Consider the following 16,809-nt stretch of genomic DNA (forward strand, 5'->3'; position numbering starts at 1 on the left):
TGTACCGCAGAAGCAGGTGAGTACCGCAGAAGCTGTGATGGACCGCAGAGGTCGCGGTGTACCGCAGAAACGAACAGACGCCAGACTCATGACAGTTCATGGTCAAGTCAAGGGCGCGTCAAAAGGGTCCCTGCAGACCCCGCGTGGCCCCATGCGCAGCGAAAACGCCGGTGCCCGTGCCCCGGCGGGGCACCGGCACCGGCGTCTTCATTCCGCTGAGGGTCAGCCGACGAGGTTGTCGGCCATCTCCTCGGTGATGTTCGACTCCGTGCCCGGGATGCCCATGTCCTGGGCCCGCTTGTCGGCCATCGCGAGCAGCCGGCGGATACGGCCCGCGACGGCGTCCTTCGTCAGCGGCGGGTCGGCGAGCGCGCCCAGCTCCTCGAGGGAGGCCTGCTTGTGCTCCATGCGTAGCCGCCCGGCGGCCGCGAGGTGCTCCGGCACCTCGTCGGCGAGGATCTCCAGGGCGCGCTGCACACGGGCCCCGGCGGCGACGGCGGCGCGCGCCGAACGGCGCAGGTTCGCGTCGTCGAAGTTGGCCAGGCGGTTCGCGGTGGCGCGGACCTCGCGCCGCATCCGCCGTTCCTCCCAGGCGAGCACCGACTCGTGCGCCCCCATCCGGGTGAGCAGGGCGCCGATGGCGTCCCCGTCCCGTACGACGACCCGGTCCACCCCGCGTACCTCACGGGCCTTGCCCGCGATCTGGAGCCGGCGTGCGGCGCCGACCAGGGCGAGCGCGGCCTCCGGGCCGGGGCAGGTCACCTCGAGGGAGGAGGAGCGGCCCGGCTCGGTGAGCGAGCCGTGTGCCAGGAAGGCCCCGCGCCAGGCGGCCTCGGCGTCGCAGGTGGCCCCCGAGACCACCTGCGGCGGGAGACCCCGGATCGGGCGGCCGCGGCCGTCGACAAGACCGGTCTGGCGGGCCAGCTGGTCGCCGCCGGCCACGACCCGTACGACGAAGCGTGAGCCCCGGCGCAGTCCGCCGGGCGCCATCACGATCAGTTCCGAGCTGTGCCCGAAGATCTCGAGGATGTCCCGCTTCAGCCGTCGTGCCGCCATCGCGGTGTCCAGCTCCGCCTCGATCACGATGCGGCCGCTCACCAGGTGGAGCCCGCCCGCGAAGCGCAGGATGGCCGAGACCTCTGCCTTTCTGCAGCAGGTCCGGGTGACGGGAAGCCGGGAGATCTCGTCCTTCACCGCTGCCGTCATCGCCATGGGCCGATCCTTCCATGCATCCGAAAAATACGGTCGTACGCGGCGGCCAACAGCTCCGGATCGTGCCTCGGAGTCCCGTCGGGCCTGGCCACAGGCGCCAGCTCGACCGCGGCGCCGAAGCCCTCCTTGGCGGCGTCGGTCAGGGACTCGCGATCGGGCACGGCGGCCTCGTCGGCCAACACCACGTCCAGGGCGAGTTTAGGGGCGTGTCGTCCCAAAACCTCCAAATGACGCTGCGGTGAGAACCCCTCGGTTTCTCCGGGCTGCGGCGCGAGGTTCAGCGAGAGCACCCTGCGGGCCTTCGTCGCCGTCAGCGCGTCGAGCAGCTCGGGGACCAGCAGATGCGGGATGACGGAGGAGAACCAGGAGCCGGGGCCGAGCACCACCCAGTCGGCGTCGAGCACCGCGGCGACCGCCTCGGGGACGGCCGGCGGGTCGTTGGGCACGAGGTGCACGGACTGCACCTCGCCCGGGGTGAGGGCCACCGTGGCCTGGCCACGCACGGTGTCCACGTCGTCGGGGCGCGCCGGGTCGTGCCCCTTGACCAGGGCCTGGAGCTCCAGCGGGACCGCGGACATGGGCAGCACGCGGCCTTGCGCCCCGAGCAGCCGGCCGACCAGGTCGAGGGCCTGCACATGGTCGCCGAGCTGCTCCCACAGGGCGACGATCAGCAGATTGCCGACGGCGTGCTCGTGCAGGTCGCCCTGGGACTGGAAGCGGTGCTGGATGACACGGGCCCAGGTCTGGCCCCACTCGTCGTCGCCGCACAGGGCCGCGAGGGCCTTGCGCAGGTCGCCGGGCGGCAGGACGCCCAGCTCGTCACGGAGCCGGCCGCTGGAGCCGCCGTCGTCCGCGACGGTCACCACGGCGGTGAGATCGCCGGTGATGCGCCGCAGGGCCGCCAGGGACGCGGACAGGCCCATGCCGCCGCCGAGGGCGACGACCTTGGGCTGGGCGCCGCGCCGGCGGCCCGTGGGAGGGGTGACCCGGCGGAGCCTGCTGCCGAGCCGGAGAGTGCGACCGGTCATTCGCGGCCCATGTCCCGGTGGACGACCACGGTCTCCACGCCCTCCGCCGCGATACGCGCGGCGAGCTTCTCCGACATGGCCACCGAGCGGTGCTTGCCTCCGGTGCAGCCGACCGCGATCGTCACGTACCGCTTGCCCTCGCGGCGGTATCCGGCCGCGATGAGCTGGAGCATCTCGGTGTAGCGGTCGAGGAACTCCTTGGCGCCGGGCTGGCCGAAGACGTAGTTCGCCACCTCTTCGTTCAGGCCGGTGAAGGGGCGCAGCTCGGGGACCCAGTGCGGGTTCGGCAGGAAGCGCATGTCGACGACCAGGTCGGCGTCGACCGGCAGGCCGTACTTGAAGCCGAACGACATGACCGTGGCCCGCAGCTCGGGCTCCTCGTCGCCGGCGAACTGAGCGTCCATCTTGGCGCGCAGTTCGTGCACGTTCAGGCTGGAGGTGTCGATGACCAGGTCGGCGTCGCCGCGCAGCTCGCGCAGGAGCTCGCGCTCGGCCGCGATGCCGTCGACGATGCGGCCGTCGCCCTGGAGGGGGTGCGGGCGGCGCACCGACTCGAAGCGGCGCACCAGGGCCTCGTCGGAGGACTCCAGGAACACGATGCGCCGGGTGACCTGGCGGGACTCCAGGTCGGCGAGGGACTGGTGCAGGTCGTCGAAGAACCGGCGGCCGCGCACGTCGACGACGACGGCGATCCGGGCGACGTTCCCCTGGGAGCGGGCGCCGAGTTCCACCATCGTGGGGATCAGCGCGGGCGGCAGGTTGTCGACGACGAACCAGCCGAGGTCCTCCAGACACTTGGCGGCCGTGGAACGCCCGGCGCCGGACATACCGGAGATGATCACCAGCTCGGGGATGGCCGCATCGGGCGCCCCGGCGGTCTCGCTCGTCGTACCCGTACTCACCTGTGCTCCGTCTGTCTCCACAGCCTGGCCTGCCCGGTCATCGGGGGCCGGCTGTGGTGCTGCCTGTTCGCCCTGCTCGTTCTCGTTCATGGCTCCTGCCCCCGTCGTCCTTCCGAGGTGGCCGCGGCCGTGGCCGTGGGGTCCTCGTCTTCAATGATCTCTCCTGTGGCCGTGTTCACGGCCGGTGCGGCGGGCTCCGCGCGCGCGAAGGCCGCCACGATCGTCTCTGCCGTCTTGCGGCCTATGCCGGGAACCTCGCAGATCTGATCGATTGTGGCCGATCGCAGGCGCTTCACCGAACCGAAGTGCTTGATCAGGGCCTGCTTGCGCGCGTCCCCGAGGCCGGACACCTCGTCCAGCGGCCCGGCCTTGAAGCGCTTGGCCCGCTTGGTGCGCTGGTACGTGATCGCGAAGCGGTGGGCCTCGTCACGTACGCGCTGCAGAAGATAGAGCCCCTCGCTGGTGCGCGGAAGGATCACCGGGTCGTCCTCGTCGGGCACCCAGACCTCTTCGAGGCGCTTGGCCAGGCCGCACACCGCGATGTCGTCGATGCCCAGCTCGTCGAGCGCCCGCCTGGCCGCCGCCACCTGCGGCTGCCCGCCGTCGACGACGACCAGCTGGGGCGGGTACGCGAACCGCTTGGGGCGGCCGTCGTCCTCGGTGAGACGGGACTCGATCGGGCCGTCCTCGTCCGCCGGCTCGGCGTCGGACCACTCCCCCGACTTCTCCTGCGCCGCCAGATAGCGCTTGAAGCGGCGTGAGATCACCTCATGCATGGAGCGGACGTCGTCCTGCCCCTCGAAGCCCTTGATCTGGAAGCGCCGGTACTCGCTCTTCCTGGCCAGGCCGTCCTCGAAGACGACCATGGAGGCCACGACGTCGTCGCCCTGGAGGTGGGAGATGTCGTAGCACTCGATGCGCAGCGGGGCGCTGTCCAGCTCGAGGGCCACGGCGATCTCCTCGAGGGCGCGCGAGCGCGTGGTGAGGTCGGAGGCGCGCTTGGTCTTGTGGAGCGCGAGCGCCTGCTGCGCGTTCCTGTGGACCGTCTCCATGAGGGCCTTCTTGTCGCCGCGCTGCGGGATCCTCAGCGACACGTTCGACCCGCGGCGCGTGGTGAGCCACTCCTGTACCGGCTCCAGAGGCTCGGGCAGCGCGGGCACGAGGACTTCCTTGGGCACCGCGTCCCCGCGCTCCTCGCCGTACAGCTGCTGGAGCGCGTGCTCGACGAGGTCACCGCTGGTGACCGCCTCGACCTTGTCCGTGACCCAGCCGCGCTGGCCGCGCACGCGCCCGCCCCGCACATGGAAGATCTGCACGGCGGCCTCCAGCTCGTCCTCGGCGAGGGCGATCAGGTCGGCGTCCGTGGCGTCGGCGAGGACGACGGCGCTCTTCTCCATCGCCTTGCGCAGCGCCTCTATGTCGTCCCGCAGGCGCGCGGCGCGCTCGTACTCCATCTCCTCGGCGGCGTCCGTCATGTCCTTCTCGAGACGGCGGATGTACGTGCCGGTGCGGCCGGTCATGAAGTCGCAGAAGTCCTCGGCCAGTTCGCGGTGCTCGTCGGGCGAGACGCGGCCCACGCAGGGGGCCGAGCACTTGCCGATGTAGCCGAGGAGGCAGGGGCGTCCGGTGCGGGCGGCGTTCTTGAACACGCCGGCGGAGCAGGTGCGGACCGGGAAGACGCGCAGCAGCAGGTCGACGGTGTCGCGGATGGCCCAGGCGTGCCCGTAGGGACCGAAGTAGCGCACGCCCTTCTTCTTCTGGCCGCGCATGACCTGCACGCGCGGGAACTCCTCGTTCATCGTCACCGCGAGGTACGGATAGCTCTTGTCGTCGCGGTACTTGACGTTGAACCGGGGGTCGTACTCCTTGATCCAGGAGTACTCCAGCTGGAGCGCCTCGACCTCCGTGGACACCACGGTCCACTCCACGGACGCGGCCGTGGTGACCATCGTGCGGGTGCGGGGGTGCAGGTTCGCCAGGTCCTGGAAGTAGTTGGCCAGGCGCTGGCGCAGGCTTTTCGCCTTCCCGACGTAGATCACCCGGCGGTGCTCGTCACGGAACCTGTACACCCCTGGGGAGTCCGGGATCTGTCCCGGCTGGGGGCGGTAGCTGGAGGGGTCGGCCATGTCAGACACCCTACTTGCGGCCACCGACAGTGAGGTTGCCCACGCGTTTCCCGGAGCGGTCCCGCACCCGCCGGACCAGACGGTTGCGCATCGAGTCTTGTCCGGTGCAGATCAACACGCTTCAATGCCGGGTGAATTGGGGCCGCGCACGCCCCGGCCAGACGGCCGTTGTGAGGATGCACGGGGGAGGGCCCTGGATGTCGTACGGCACACAGCACGCGGACACCGGCGCGCCCGCACCGGAGACCGGTGCACCCGCACTGGAGACGGCCCTGCGGGCGGGGCCCTTCCATGTCGCCCTGCGGGCCGCGATCACCGCGCGCGGGCTGCCGCTGCACCGCGTGCAGCACCATCTGACCCGCCACGGCGTCACGGTCGGTGTCACCAGTCTGAGCTACTGGCAGCAGGGGGCCAGGCGCCCGCAGCGCACCGAGTCCCTACGTGCCGTGCGCGCGCTGGAGGAGATCCTGGACCTGCCCGACGAGTCCCTGATCCGGCTGCTCGCCAAGGACGAGGAACACGCGGCCCGCAGACGCCCCTCGACCCGCTCCTACCGCTCGCTCGTCGAGGCCTCCGGCGTCCTCGAACAGTTCCTCGCCGAGCTCGGCTCGTCCCCGGACGGCGGCCTGCACACGGTCGGCCATCACGAGCGGGTGCGGATCGGGGCGCGCCGCGAGCTGCTCGGCCTCGACTCGCAGCACATCGTGCGCGCCCACCAGGACGGCGTGGACCGCTATGTGGCCGTCCACCACGGAGACCCGGGATGCAGCACGGATCACGTCTCCGTACGCGCCCTGGAGAACTGCCGCACGGGGCGGGTGCGGCGGCACCGGGCAACGGGCGTCGTCGTAGCGGAACTGCTCTTCGACGCGCGGCTGCGGGCGGGCGACACGTTCCTCTTCCGCTACGGCTTCGAGGACGGCACGGCGGGCCCCTCGTCGGAGTACCTGCGCGGCTTCGGCTTCGCCGGCGGGCAGTACGCGCTCCAGGTCAGGTTCGCCGAGGGCGTCCTGCCCGTGAGCTGTCACCGCTTCACCCAGCACTCGGCGGCGGCCCCGCGCGGCGGCCGCCAGGACCTGCCGCTCAGCTCCGGGCACCGCGCGGTCCACCTGGTGGAGCCGCAGGTACGGGCCGGGGTCCTGGGGATCGCGTGGGACTGGGAGGACTGATCAGCGCAGGCTGATCGGGTTCCGGGTCCGGTCAGGCCGCCGGGCCCGCGACGATCTTGCCGTTCTTCACCTCGACCGGCACCTTCGCCAGCGGCCGAGTCGCCGGGTCGTGCAGCACCTTGCCGTTCGTGGCGTCGAACTTGCTGCCGTGGCAGGCGCACGTGAGCTCCGTGCCCTCCAGCATGCTGATGGGGCACCCCGCGTGGGTGCAGACGGTGCTGAACGCGGCGTACTTGTCGGCCGACGGACGGCTGACCACCACGTTCTCGTCCCGGTACAGCTTGACGCCGCCCACGGGCACCTCGTCGGCCTTGCCGAGGTCGACCGGCGCCGTCGGCGCCGACTGCGCGCGGCCCTGCGACCCGCCCGGCGAGCAGGCGGCGATCCCGAGCCCCGCGGTCCCGGCGAGGGCGGCACCGCGCAGCACGGTTCGGCGGGCGGGCGACGTGCCGGGCATGGGGACTCCAGGGGTCGGTCGGGTCGGGACGCGATGGGCCACTGCACTCCAAGGCGCACATCGGTGACAGATCCGACGATACCGGTGGGACGAATGACGCCTCATGGGGCCCTGGTGTCAGCCCCAGCGCGGCAGGGGAGGACGGAGCCGCAGAACAGGCCAGGCACGGAGCCAATGACACGCCGGGAGCCGCAGCACAAGCCAGGGACGGAGCCAATGACACGCCGGGAGCCGAAGCACAAGCCAGGAACCGAGCCAACGACACGACGAGAGCCGAAGCACAGGCCAGGGGCGGAGCCGATGACCCAGGGACGGTGCCGATGACACGACGAGAGCCGCAGCACAAGCCAGGAACCGAGCCAACGACACGACGAGAGCCGAAGCACAGGCCAGGGGCGGAGCCTGTGCTGCGGCCGGCGGCATGAGGACCGTGACGGTCGCGCCGCCGGACACGGTCACCGCCGAGCCCGACCCCACCGAGCCGTGCGCTTCCGAGCCGCCTGGAGAGCTGCCCCGAGCGGCTCGGCCGCTTCCACGACTTCGAGTTCGGCCGGGGCCCGCATGTTCGGCTCGCCCGGCCGCCGCGACGCTCTTCGCCGGGCGGCTGTTCGACGTCGACCCCGGGCTCACCCCCGTATCGGCTACGACACTCGGCTTCGCCCCCGCCCATCCGCTCGTGGCGGCGACGGTCGCCGCGCTCGCCGCCGTCCCCGTGGCCACCCTGCGTCCCGACGCGAAGGGTCTGCCCGAGTCGGTCCCGGACGTGCCCGCTTCCGGCCGGGGCGCTGTGTCCGCGCCCGTGAGCCTCTAGCCTGTGCCTCGCCCCCCTGCCCCTCCGATCCATCGCACTCCAGCACTGCCGCACCGCCTCACTGCTCAGCCCGAAAGGAACACCCGTGATAGTCGTCGCCGGAGAGGCCCTGATCGACCTCGTGCCGCGGGGCGGTGCCGCCGATGACGGTGGCGACCTGCCCGCGCTCGCGCCCCGGCTCGGCGGCGGCCCCTTCAACACCGCGGTGGCCGTCGGCCGGCTCGGCTCCCCCGTGGCCTTCTGCTCACGGGTCTCCCGCGACGCCTTCGGCGAAGCACTGCTCGGCGGGCTCGCGCGGGCCGGCGTGGACGTGTCGTACGTCCAGCGGGGCGACGAACCGACGACGCTGGCCGTCGCGTCGATCGCCGCGGACGGGTCGGCCGGTTACTCGTTCTACGTCGAGGGCACGGCCGACCGGCTCTTCTCGGTGCCCGACCGGCTTCCGCCGGGCACGCGCGCGGTGTCGTTCGGCACGTGCTCGCTGGTCCTGGAGCCGGGCGCGAGCGCGTACGAGGAACTGATGCGGTCGGCCTCGGCCCAGGGCGTGTTCACGGCGCTCGACCCGAACATCCGGGCCGGCCTCATCCCCGACCCGGACGCGTACCGGGCGCGCTTCAAGAACTGGCTCCCCTCGACCGGCCTGCTCAAGCTGTCCGAGGAGGACGCGCAGTGGCTGGGCGGCACCCCGCGGGAGTGGCTGGCCTCGGGGCCCGCGGCCGTCGTGATCACGCGCGGCGGCGACGGCCTGACGGTCTTCACGCGGGGCGGCGCGCGCTACGACGTACCGGGTGAGCGCGTCGACGTCGTCGACACGATCGGCGCGGGCGACACCGTGAACGCGGCGCTGCTGCACGGTCTGGCCGCGTGGGACGCGCTGTCCGTGGAGACGGTGGCGGGCCTCGCGGAGGACGCGTGGCACCGGCTGCTGCGGTTCGCCGCGCGCGCCGCCGCGGTCACCTGCTCGCGAGCCGGCGCGGAGCCCCCGTACGCGTCCGAACTCCCGCCGCTGTAGCGGCCGTTCAACTGCCCCGGTCAGCGGCGCACGCCCCGCCGGTCACCCGTCGACCGCGCAGCGCCTGCGGCCTGTGGCCGCCACGGCGGTCGAGGGCGTCCGCCATGGCGTCGTCGGCCGGGAGATGAACCTCGGGGCGCCGGCCGTCGGCCTCCGCCGGCGTCTCCTACGCCAGGCGGAGCGTGCCGGACTCGGAGTGCGCGGCACGACGTCCACGCCGGTCCGCCCGGCCAGGACGGCTGACAGCTGAACGCCCGGCGCCCCACAGGGAGTTCCCGTGAGGCGCCGGACGTTCTTCGTGCGGTCGCGGACCGCCCGCGCTCAGGCCTTGCGGGCCCGCGTGGACCTGGTCGCGGTCTTCTTCGCGGCCGGCTTCTTCGCCGCGGCCTTCGTGGCCGGATTCCCGGCCGCCGAGGTCTTGGCCGTGGCCACCTTCTTCGCCGGGGCCTTCGCGGTGGCCGAGACGGTCTTCTTCGCGGCCGTGGCCTTCTTCGCCCCCACCGTCTTCTTCGTACGCGCCGCGGGCACCGTGGCGTCGCTGAACCGGTCGGCGCCGAGAATGTCGCGCAGGAACTTGCCGGTGTGGCTGGACGGTTCGCCCGCGACCTCTTCGGGGGTGCCCTCGGCGACGACGAGGCCACCGCCGTTGCCGCCCTCGGGGCCCATGTCGACGACCCAGTCGGCGGTCTTGATGACGTCGAGGTTGTGCTCGATGACGATCACCGAGTTGCCCTTGTCGACAAGGCCCGACAGGACGCTGATGAGCTTGCTGATGTCCTCGAAGTGCAGACCCGTGGTCGGCTCGTCGAGGACGTAGACGGTGCGTCCCGTGGACCGCTTCTGCAGCTCGCTCGCCAGCTTCACGCGCTGGGCCTCGCCTCCGGAGAGGGTCGGCGCGGACTGTCCCAGCCGGACGTAACCGAGACCGACGTCGTTCAGCGTGCGCAGGTGGCGGGCGATGGCCGGGACCGCCTCGAAGAAGCCGAGCGCCTCCTCGATGGGCATGTCCAGGACCTCGGCGATGGACTTGCCCTTGTAGTGGACGTCCAGCGTCTCGCGGTTGTAGCGCGCTCCGTGGCAGACCTCGCACGGGACGTAGACGTCCGGCAGGAAGTTCATCTCGATCTTGATCGTGCCGTCGCCGGAGCAGTTCTCGCAGCGGCCGCCCTTGACGTTGAAGGAGAAGCGTCCCGGCAGGTAGCCGCGGACCTTCGCCTCGGTGGTCTCGGCGAACAGCTTGCGGACGTGGTCGAAGACTCCGGTGTACGTCGCCGGGTTGGAACGCGGGGTACGGCCGATCGGCGACTGGTCGACGTGCACGACCTTGTCGACGAGGTCGTCGCCCTCCACGCGCGTGTGCCGCCCGGGAACGCTGCGCGCCCCGTTCAGCTCGCGGGCGAGGTGCGTGTACAGGATGTCGTTGACCAGGGTCGACTTGCCGGAACCGGAGACACCGGTCACGGCGGTCAGGACGCCGAGCGGGAACGACACGTCGATGTCGCGCAGGTTGTTCTCACGGGCGCCGTGCACGGTCAGCCTGCGCGTCGGGTCCACGGGGCGCCGGATGTCGGGCAGCGGGATGGACTTCTTGCCCGACAGGTACTGGCCGGTCATCGACTCGGCGTTGGCGAGCAGCTCCTTCAAGGGGCCGCTGTGGACGACCTTGCCGCCGTGCTCACCCGCGCCGGGGCCGATGTCGACGACCCAGTCGGCGACCTTGATGGTGTCCTCGTCGTGCTCGACGACGATGAGCGTGTTGCCCATGTCGCGCAGCCGTACGAGGGTCTCGATCAGGCGGTGGTTGTCGCGCTGGTGCAGGCCGATCGACGGCTCGTCCAGGACGTAGAGCACGCCGACGAGGCCGGAGCCGATCTGCGTGGCGAGCCGGATGCGCTGGGCCTCGCCACCGGAGAGGGTGCCGGCCGCGCGGTTCAGCGAGAGGTAGTCGAGGCCGACGTCGACGAGGAACCGCAGCCGCTCGTTGACCTCCTTGAGGACCCGCTCGGCGATCTTCTTGTCGCGCGCGTTGAGCTTCAGCTCGCCCAGGAAGTCCGCGCAGTCGCTGATGGACATCGCGGAGACCTCGGCGATCGACTTCTCCATCACCGTGACCGCGAGGACGATCGGCTTGAGGCGCGTGCCCTCACAGGTGGGGCAGGGCACCTCTCGCATGTAGCCCTCGAAGCGCTCGCGGCTGGAGTCGCTCTCGGCCTCGCTGTGGCGCCGCTTGACGAACGGGACGGCGCCTTCGAAGGGGGTCGTGTAGACCCGCTCGCGGCCGTACCGATTGCGGTAGCGGACCTCGATCTGCGTCTTGTGGCCGTACAGGAGGGCCTTCTTGGCGCGCTGCGGCAGGCCCGCGAAGGGGATGTCGGTCCGGAATCCCAACGCGTCCGCGAGGGCGCCGATGAGGCGTCCGAAGTAGTCCTTGGTGTGCCCGTGCGACCAGGGGTGGATGGCGCCCTCGTCGAGAGACTTGTCCTCGTCCGGGATGATCAGCTCGGGGTCGACCTCCATGCGCGTGCCGATGCCGGTGCAGTCCGGGCAGGCGCCGAAGGGCGAGTTGAAGGAGAAGGAGCGGGGCTCCAGCTCCTCGAAGGACAGGTCGTCGTACGGGCAGTACAGATGCTCCGAGTACATGCGCTCGCGCTCGGGGTCGTCCTCGGGGAGGTCGACGAAGTCGAGCACGACCATGCCGCCGGAGAGGCCGAGCGCGGTCTCCACGGAGTCGGTCAGACGGCGCTTGGCGGACTCCTTCACCGTGAGGCGGTCGACGACCACCTCGATGGTGTGCTTCTCCTGCTTCTTCAGGGTGGGCGGCTCCGACAGCTGGATCGTCTGTCCGTCGACCCGGGCACGGCTGTACCCCTTGGTCTGGAGGTCGGCGAAGAGGTCGACGAACTCGCCCTTGCGCTCGCGCACGAGCGGCGAGAGCACCTGGAAACGGCTGCCCTCGGGCAGGTCGAGGACCTTGTCGACGATGGCCTGCGGTGACTGGCGCGAGATGGGGCGGCCGCACTCGGGACAGTGCGGCTTGCCGATGCGCGCGAAGAGCAGGCGCAGGTAGTCGTAGACCTCGGTGATGGTGCCGACCGTGGAGCGCGGGTTGCGCGAGGTCGACTTCTGGTCGATGGAGACGGCCGGGGACAGGCCCTCGATGAAGTCGACGTCCGGCTTGTCCATCTGGCCGAGGAACTGACGTGCGTACGAGGAGAGCGACTCGACGTACCGTCGCTGCCCCTCGGCGAAGATCGTGTCGAAGGCGAGCGACGACTTGCCGGACCCCGACAGACCCGTGAAGACGATGAGCGAGTCACGCGGAAGGTCGAGCGAGACGTTACGGAGATTGTGCTCGCGCGCGCCACGGACGATGAGACGGTCGGCCACGCCGGTCCGCACCTTTCTTGAGAGAAGCAACAGGGGCGGGGCCCCTGTCTTTCGAGACTAGGGGGGCCACCGTCAGCGATGGACTGTTTTCCATGGTTGGTAACAAACCCGGACCACCAAGAATGCCCGATGCCGGTCCCGAGCTTATAGCACGCACATTCGATTTCTGGTCTCGGTCGGCCGCCTTCACCCGATCGAGTGGCAGCGCTATCGTCTGCGCCATGAGCGATCATGTGCGCGACCTGGCCTCTGTACGTGAAGCGACCGACCGGCTCCTCACCGCTGTCGGCACGCTGGACAACGCGGCTGTGGCCGAGTCGTCACGGCTTCCCGGCTGGACCCGGGGCCACGTCCTCGCCCACCTCGCCCGGAACGCGGACGCCCTCGCGAACGTGCTCGCGGGCCGGCCCATGTACGCGAGCGCCGAGGCGCGCGACGCGGACATCGAACGGGACGCGCCGCGCGACCTCCGCGAGCAGCTCGAGGACCTGCGGACCAGCGCCACCGGATTCGAGGCTCAGGCGGAGGTCCCGGCCGACTGGGCGCGCACGGTCGAGCTGCGCAACGGCGTCAAGGACTCCGCCTCCCGGATCCCGTTCCGGCGCTGGGTCGAGGTCGACCTGCACCACGTCGACCTCGGGATCGGGTACGACCTGGAGGATCTGCCGGCGGAGTTCGTCGAGCGGGAGATCGACTTCCTCGCCGAGCGCTTCGCGGGGCACCCGGACATGCCGTCGACCGGTCTGAAGTCGGACGGCGGCCGGGTGTGGACGACGGGCGGCGGCGCCGGGACGGGTCCGGTCGGTGTCGCGGGCCCCGCCCCGGAGCTGCTCGGCTGGCTCTCCGGGCGGCGCGACGGCTCCGGGCTCACCGTCGAAGGCGGACGGCTGCCTGTCGTACCCCCGCTATAGGCTGAGTCCATGACGTACAGCGGAGCGGTGAAGGTCGGCGGCCCGGCGGATGTGCACGAGCTGCAGAACCTGATGATCTCCAAGGTCGCGGTCGGCGCGATGAACAACAACGCGTATCTGCTGCGCTGCCGCGCCACGGGCGAGCAGCTCCTCATCGACGCGGCCGCCGACCCGGAGACGCTGCTGACACTGATCGGGGACGACGGCATCGCGTCCGTCGTCACGACGCATCAGCACGGGGACCACTGGCAGGCGCTCGCCCGGATCGTGGAGGTCACCGGCCCGCGTACGTACGCGGGCCGTTACGACGCGGAGGGCATCCCGGTCCCGACGGACGTGCTCGTCGAGGACGGGGACACGATCACCGTGGGCCGGGTCTCGCTGACCGCCCGGCACCTGGTCGGCCACACGCCCGGCTCGATCGCCCTCGTCTACGACGACCCGCACGGCCACCCCCATGTCTTCACCGGGGACTGCCTGTTCCCGGGCGGCGTGGGGAACACGTGGAAGGACCCGAAGGCGTTCGCGAGCCTGATCGACGACGTCGAGTCGAAGATCTTCGACCGGCTCCCCGACGAGACGTGGGTCTACCCCGGTCACGGGAACGACACGACGCTCGGCGCCGAGCGCCCGCATCTGCCGGAGTGGCGCGAGCGCGGCTGGTGAGCCGACGCCCGGCCGCGCCGGGCGTGTTCACTTCGCGAGCGGGAGAGCCCGGCGGCACCATGGCGTCGCCCGGATCAGGCCGGACCAGGGCGCGTCGTCGGGCCCCGCGAGCGCGGCGCGATCCGAAAGGCCCTAGACCGTGGCCACGCCGGGCTCGGCCAGGGCCGCCACCCGCTCCACCGCGAACGCGTATCCCTGGACCCCGCATCCGGCGATCACGCCGTCGGCCCTGAGGGACACGTAGGAGTGGTGCCTGAACTCCTCGCGCTGGTGGATGTTGGAGATGTGGACCTCGACGACGGGCAGGCCGTCGCACGCCTTGAGGGCGTCCAGGATCGCCACCGACGTGTGCGAGTAGGCGGCCGGGTTGATCACGATGCCCACGTGGTTCTGGCGCGCCTCGTGGATCCAGTCCACCAGCTCGCCCTCGTGGTTGGACTGCCGGAAGTCGACGCTCCCGCCGTGCACGGCCGCGGCCTTGGCGCACAGGGCCTCGACGTCCGCGAGGGTGTCGGACCCGTAGATCTCCGGCTGCCGGCGGCCGAGGAGGTTCAGGTTCGGACCGTTCAGGACCATGATCGGGGCGTTGGCGAGGGTGCGGGGCACAGGGGACCTCCGTGCGTCGGGCGGCTGCTCTCCCACGGTCTATCACGAGGTGTCACGGCGCTGCCCGGCCGTATCACCGTGACCGTCACGGCGTGACGGCGAGCTCCACGTACGCGGCGAACACCACGAGGTGAACTCCGCCCTGGAGCGGGGTGGCGCGGCCGGGGACGACGGTCAGGGTGCTCACCAGCATCGTCAGGACCAGCAGCACCGTCTGCGTGGCGCCGAGTCCGAGAACGAGGGGCCCCGACAGCCAGAACGACGCGATGGCGACGGCCGGGACGGTCAGTCCGATGCTGGCCATCGCGGAGCCGAGCGCGAGGTTGAGGCTCGTCTGGACGCGGTCACGGCGGGCCGCGCGCAGGGCCGCGATCGTCTCGGGCAGCAGGACGAGGAGCGCGATGATCACACCGACGACGGATTGCGGCATCCCGGCCGCTTCGACGCCCGACTCGATCGCCGGGGACACGCCTTTGGCGAGGCCGACGACGGCGACGAGGGCGAGCGCGAGAAAACCGAGGCTGGTCAGGGCGATGCGGGTGGTGGGCGCGTCCGCGTGGTCGTCGCCGTCGATGACGTTGCCCTGCTTGGTGATCGGCAGGAAGTAGTCGCGGTGCCGCACCGTCTGGGTCGCCACGAAGATCGCGTACAGGGCGAGCGCGGCGGAGGCCGCGAAGATCAGCTGCGTCGTGGAGAACTCCGGGCCGGGCTTGCTCGTGGTGAACGTCGGCAGGACCAGGCAGAGCGTGGCCAGGGTGGCGACCGTGGCGAGCGCGCCGCCCGTGCCCTCGGACTGGAAGACGGCGACGCGGTGCCGGAACGCGGCGGTGAGCAGGCTCAGTCCGACGATGCCGTTGCAGGTGATCATGACGGCGGCGAAGACGGTGTCGCGGGCGAGCGTGGCACCCTTCTCGCCGCCGTCGACCATGAGGGTGACGATTAGCGCCACTTCGATGACGGTGACGGCGACGGCGAGCACGAGGGAGCCGAAGGGTTCGCCGACGCGGTGGGCCACCACCTCGGCGTGGTGGACGGCGGCGAGCACGGACGCGGCGAGCACGACGGAGACGACGGCCACGACGGCGCCCGGAAGCGAGCGGCCCCAGGTGAACACCAGCAGGACGACCGCGAGGACGGGGACGACGGCCGTCCATTGCGTGACCAGTCTCCGAAGCCCAGCGATCATGCCTTTGATGGTGCACCGGCGGTGCGGGGGCCGCGACTTCGGGACGGGCACGTGTGCGTGGGGCCGAACGGGAGAGGGAGCGCGCGGCCGGCAGCCACGCGCTCCTTCTCTGTGCCGAACTCCGACCCGGCCCTCATGCCGGGCTCGGCGCCGCGGGCTCTACGCCGAGCTCTGCGCCGCCGGCTCCACGCCGAGCTCCGTGCCGGACGGGTCAGGCCTTGATGCTGTCCTTGTGGGCACCGTCGGTCGCGTCGCCGTCCTGGTCGCCGTCGTCCCCGCCGTCGAATGCCTGCTTCTGCGCCTGCTTCCTGGAGGCGATGAGGCTGGCGACGGTGGTGACCGCCAGGACGCCGCAGATGACGGACAGAGAGACCGGGATGGAGATCTCCGGCACGTGCACCCCGGACTCGTGCAGCGCGTGCAGGACCAGCTTCACGCCGATGAAGCCGAGGATCACCGACAGGCCGTAGCTGAGGTAGACCAGCTTCCTGAGGAGTCCGCCGATGAGGAAGTACAGCTGGCGCAGACCCATCAGCGCGAACGCGTTGGCCGTGAAGACGATGTACGGGTCCTGGGTCAGGCCGAAGATCGCCGGGATCGAGTCCATCGCGAACAGCACGTCGGTCGTGCCGATCGCGAGCATGACGACCATGAGCGGCGTCAGGATCCGCTTGCCGTTGACCCGGATGAACAGCTTCGTGCCGTGGTACCGGTCGGCGACGCCGAACTTCTTCTCGATGGACTTGAGGAGTCGGTTCTCCTCGAACTCGTCCTCCTCGTCGTCCGACATCGCTTCCTGGATGAGCTTCCAGGCGGTGTAGATGAGGAACGCGCCGAAGATGTAGAAGACCCACGAGAAGTTGGCGATGACGGCGGCACCGGCCGCGATGAAGATGGCGCGCAGCACCAGGGCGATCAGCACACCGAACAGCAGGACGCGCTGCTGGAGCTGGGACGGCACCGAGAACTTCGCCATGATCAGGATGAAGACGAAGAGGTTGTCGACGCTCAGCGACTTCTCGGTGATGAAGCCGGCGAAGAACTCGCCCGAAGCCTGTGAGTTCCCCCAGATCAGCAGACCGATCCCGAAGAGGACGGCCAGCACGATCCAGACGACCGTCCAGATTCCGGCTTCCTTGATCGATACGTCGTGGGGCTTGCGCCCGATGAAGAAGTCGACCGCGATCAGGGCGACCAGACCAAGAATGGTCAGCACCCAAAGGGTCATCGATACGTCCACTGCGCCTCCGGCGTCGTACGGCTACTGATCAGCGTCGTCGCTGCCGGAGGTCTCTTCCACCCGGGCGGCCTCAGCTCGCCTCGGGCCGGCGCCCCG

14 protein-coding genes are annotated in these 16,809 nt (G+C 70.8%); 5 read left to right on the forward strand and 9 right to left on the reverse strand.

Features of this window, described 5'->3' with window-relative positions; all coding sequences use genetic code 11:
- Positions 1-222: 222 nt before the first annotated feature.
- The 4 genes from whiA to uvrC are packed head-to-tail and all read right to left on the reverse strand — an operon-like array spanning position 223 to position 5,268.
- On the reverse strand, positions 223-1,212 hold the full coding sequence (whiA, locus tag ACFC96_RS33125; RefSeq protein WP_266669321.1) for a DNA-binding protein WhiA: 990 nt from the start codon (positions 1,210-1,212) through the stop codon (positions 223-225).
- Positions 1,203-2,240 carry a uridine diphosphate-N-acetylglucosamine-binding protein YvcK gene (yvcK, locus tag ACFC96_RS33130; RefSeq protein ID WP_376258397.1) on the reverse strand — a complete coding sequence of 346 codons (1,038 nt, stop codon included), beginning with the start codon at positions 2,238-2,240 and terminating at the stop codon, positions 1,203-1,205. Before yvcK ends, whiA begins: the two co-directional genes overlap by 10 nt.
- Positions 2,237-3,232, reverse strand: a complete 996-nt coding sequence (gene rapZ, locus ACFC96_RS33135; protein ID WP_376615638.1) for an RNase adapter RapZ — start codon at positions 3,230-3,232, stop codon at positions 2,237-2,239. Before rapZ ends, yvcK begins: the two co-directional genes overlap by 4 nt.
- The gene (gene uvrC / locus ACFC96_RS33140) at positions 3,229-5,268 is read right to left on the reverse strand and encodes an excinuclease ABC subunit UvrC (protein WP_376258400.1); all 2,040 of its coding nucleotides are present in this window, start codon (positions 5,266-5,268) and stop codon (positions 3,229-3,231) included. The genes rapZ and uvrC overlap by 4 nt, the downstream gene beginning before the upstream one ends.
- A 197-nt stretch (positions 5,269-5,465) precedes the next feature.
- On the opposite strand from uvrC, the gene ACFC96_RS33145 reads away from it, so the two are divergent.
- On the forward strand, positions 5,466-6,437 hold the full coding sequence (locus tag ACFC96_RS33145) for a hypothetical protein (RefSeq protein WP_376615640.1): 972 nt from the start codon (positions 5,466-5,468) through the stop codon (positions 6,435-6,437).
- A gap of 31 nt (positions 6,438-6,468) precedes the next feature.
- On the opposite strand, the gene ACFC96_RS33150 is transcribed toward ACFC96_RS33145, so the two are convergent.
- Positions 6,469-6,894 carry a Rieske (2Fe-2S) protein gene (locus ACFC96_RS33150; protein ID WP_340461069.1) on the reverse strand — a complete coding sequence of 142 codons (426 nt, stop codon included), beginning with the start codon at positions 6,892-6,894 and terminating at the stop codon, positions 6,469-6,471.
- Positions 6,895-7,315: 421 nt separating this feature from the next.
- Here ACFC96_RS33150 and ACFC96_RS33155 point away from each other — a divergent pair, with 421 nt between their 5' ends.
- Both ACFC96_RS33155 and ACFC96_RS33160 read left to right on the forward strand, forming a co-directional pair.
- Complete coding sequence (locus tag ACFC96_RS33155; RefSeq protein WP_376615642.1) at positions 7,316-7,705, forward strand: hypothetical protein; 390 nt, start codon at positions 7,316-7,318, stop codon at positions 7,703-7,705.
- An 85-nt stretch (positions 7,706-7,790) separates the two neighbouring features.
- Positions 7,791-8,717, forward strand: a complete 927-nt coding sequence (locus tag ACFC96_RS33160; protein ID WP_376615644.1) for a carbohydrate kinase — start codon at positions 7,791-7,793, stop codon at positions 8,715-8,717.
- 321 nt (positions 8,718-9,038) lie between these two features.
- Here the strand turns inward: ACFC96_RS33160 and uvrA are convergent, their stop codons facing one another.
- Positions 9,039-12,104, reverse strand: a complete 3,066-nt coding sequence (uvrA, locus tag ACFC96_RS33165) for an excinuclease ABC subunit UvrA (protein WP_376615646.1) — start codon at positions 12,102-12,104, stop codon at positions 9,039-9,041.
- Between the two features lie 221 nt (positions 12,105-12,325).
- On the opposite strand from uvrA, the gene ACFC96_RS33170 reads away from it, so the two are divergent.
- Positions 12,326-13,015, forward strand: a complete 690-nt coding sequence (locus ACFC96_RS33170; RefSeq protein WP_376258410.1) for a maleylpyruvate isomerase family mycothiol-dependent enzyme — start codon at positions 12,326-12,328, stop codon at positions 13,013-13,015.
- 9 nt (positions 13,016-13,024) lie between these two features.
- Positions 13,025-13,681: an MBL fold metallo-hydrolase gene (locus ACFC96_RS33175; RefSeq protein WP_376615647.1), complete on the forward strand. Its 657-nt coding sequence runs from the start codon at positions 13,025-13,027 to the stop codon at positions 13,679-13,681.
- Positions 13,682-13,813: 132 nt separating this feature from the next.
- On the opposite strand, the gene aroQ is transcribed toward ACFC96_RS33175, so the two are convergent.
- From aroQ to ACFC96_RS33190, 3 genes are all read right to left on the reverse strand, one after another.
- Positions 13,814-14,287 carry a type II 3-dehydroquinate dehydratase gene (gene aroQ, locus ACFC96_RS33180; protein WP_326713565.1) on the reverse strand — a complete coding sequence of 158 codons (474 nt, stop codon included), beginning with the start codon at positions 14,285-14,287 and terminating at the stop codon, positions 13,814-13,816.
- Between the two features lie 85 nt (positions 14,288-14,372).
- Complete coding sequence (locus tag ACFC96_RS33185) at positions 14,373-15,473, reverse strand: calcium:proton antiporter (RefSeq protein ID WP_376615648.1); 1,101 nt, start codon at positions 15,471-15,473, stop codon at positions 14,373-14,375.
- A 211-nt stretch (positions 15,474-15,684) separates the two neighbouring features.
- Complete coding sequence (locus ACFC96_RS33190) at positions 15,685-16,713, reverse strand: TerC family protein (RefSeq protein ID WP_376615650.1); 1,029 nt, start codon at positions 16,711-16,713, stop codon at positions 15,685-15,687.
- Between the last annotated feature and the right edge of the window lie 96 nt (positions 16,714-16,809).

The sequence above is a fragment of the Streptomyces sp. NPDC055955 genome (assembly GCF_042270245.1).
Lineage (GTDB): Bacteria > Actinomycetota > Actinomycetes > Streptomycetales > Streptomycetaceae > Streptomyces.

Bases quoted from the DNA above. Each gene is read 5' to 3' on its own strand.
- whiA (WP_266669321.1), bottom strand. From the start codon at position 1,212: ATGGCGATGACGGCAGCGGTGAAGGACGAGATCTCCCGGCTTCCCGTC.
- yvcK (WP_376258397.1), bottom strand. From the start codon at position 2,240: ATGACCGGTCGCACTCTCCGGCTCGGCAGCAGGCTCCGCCGGGTCACC.
- rapZ (WP_376615638.1), bottom strand. From the start codon at position 3,232: ATGAACGAGAACGAGCAGGGCGAACAGGCAGCACCACAGCCGGCCCCC.
- uvrC (WP_376258400.1), bottom strand. From the start codon at position 5,268: ATGGCCGACCCCTCCAGCTACCGCCCCCAGCCGGGACAGATCCCGGAC.
- ACFC96_RS33145 (WP_376615640.1), top strand. From the start codon at position 5,466: ATGTCGTACGGCACACAGCACGCGGACACCGGCGCGCCCGCACCGGAG.
- ACFC96_RS33150 (WP_340461069.1), bottom strand. From the start codon at position 6,894: ATGCCCGGCACGTCGCCCGCCCGCCGAACCGTGCTGCGCGGTGCCGCC.
- ACFC96_RS33155 (WP_376615642.1), top strand. From the start codon at position 7,316: ATGAGGACCGTGACGGTCGCGCCGCCGGACACGGTCACCGCCGAGCCC.
- ACFC96_RS33170 (WP_376258410.1), top strand. From the start codon at position 12,326: ATGAGCGATCATGTGCGCGACCTGGCCTCTGTACGTGAAGCGACCGAC.
- ACFC96_RS33175 (WP_376615647.1), top strand. From the start codon at position 13,025: ATGACGTACAGCGGAGCGGTGAAGGTCGGCGGCCCGGCGGATGTGCAC.
- ACFC96_RS33185 (WP_376615648.1), bottom strand. From the start codon at position 15,473: ATGATCGCTGGGCTTCGGAGACTGGTCACGCAATGGACGGCCGTCGTC.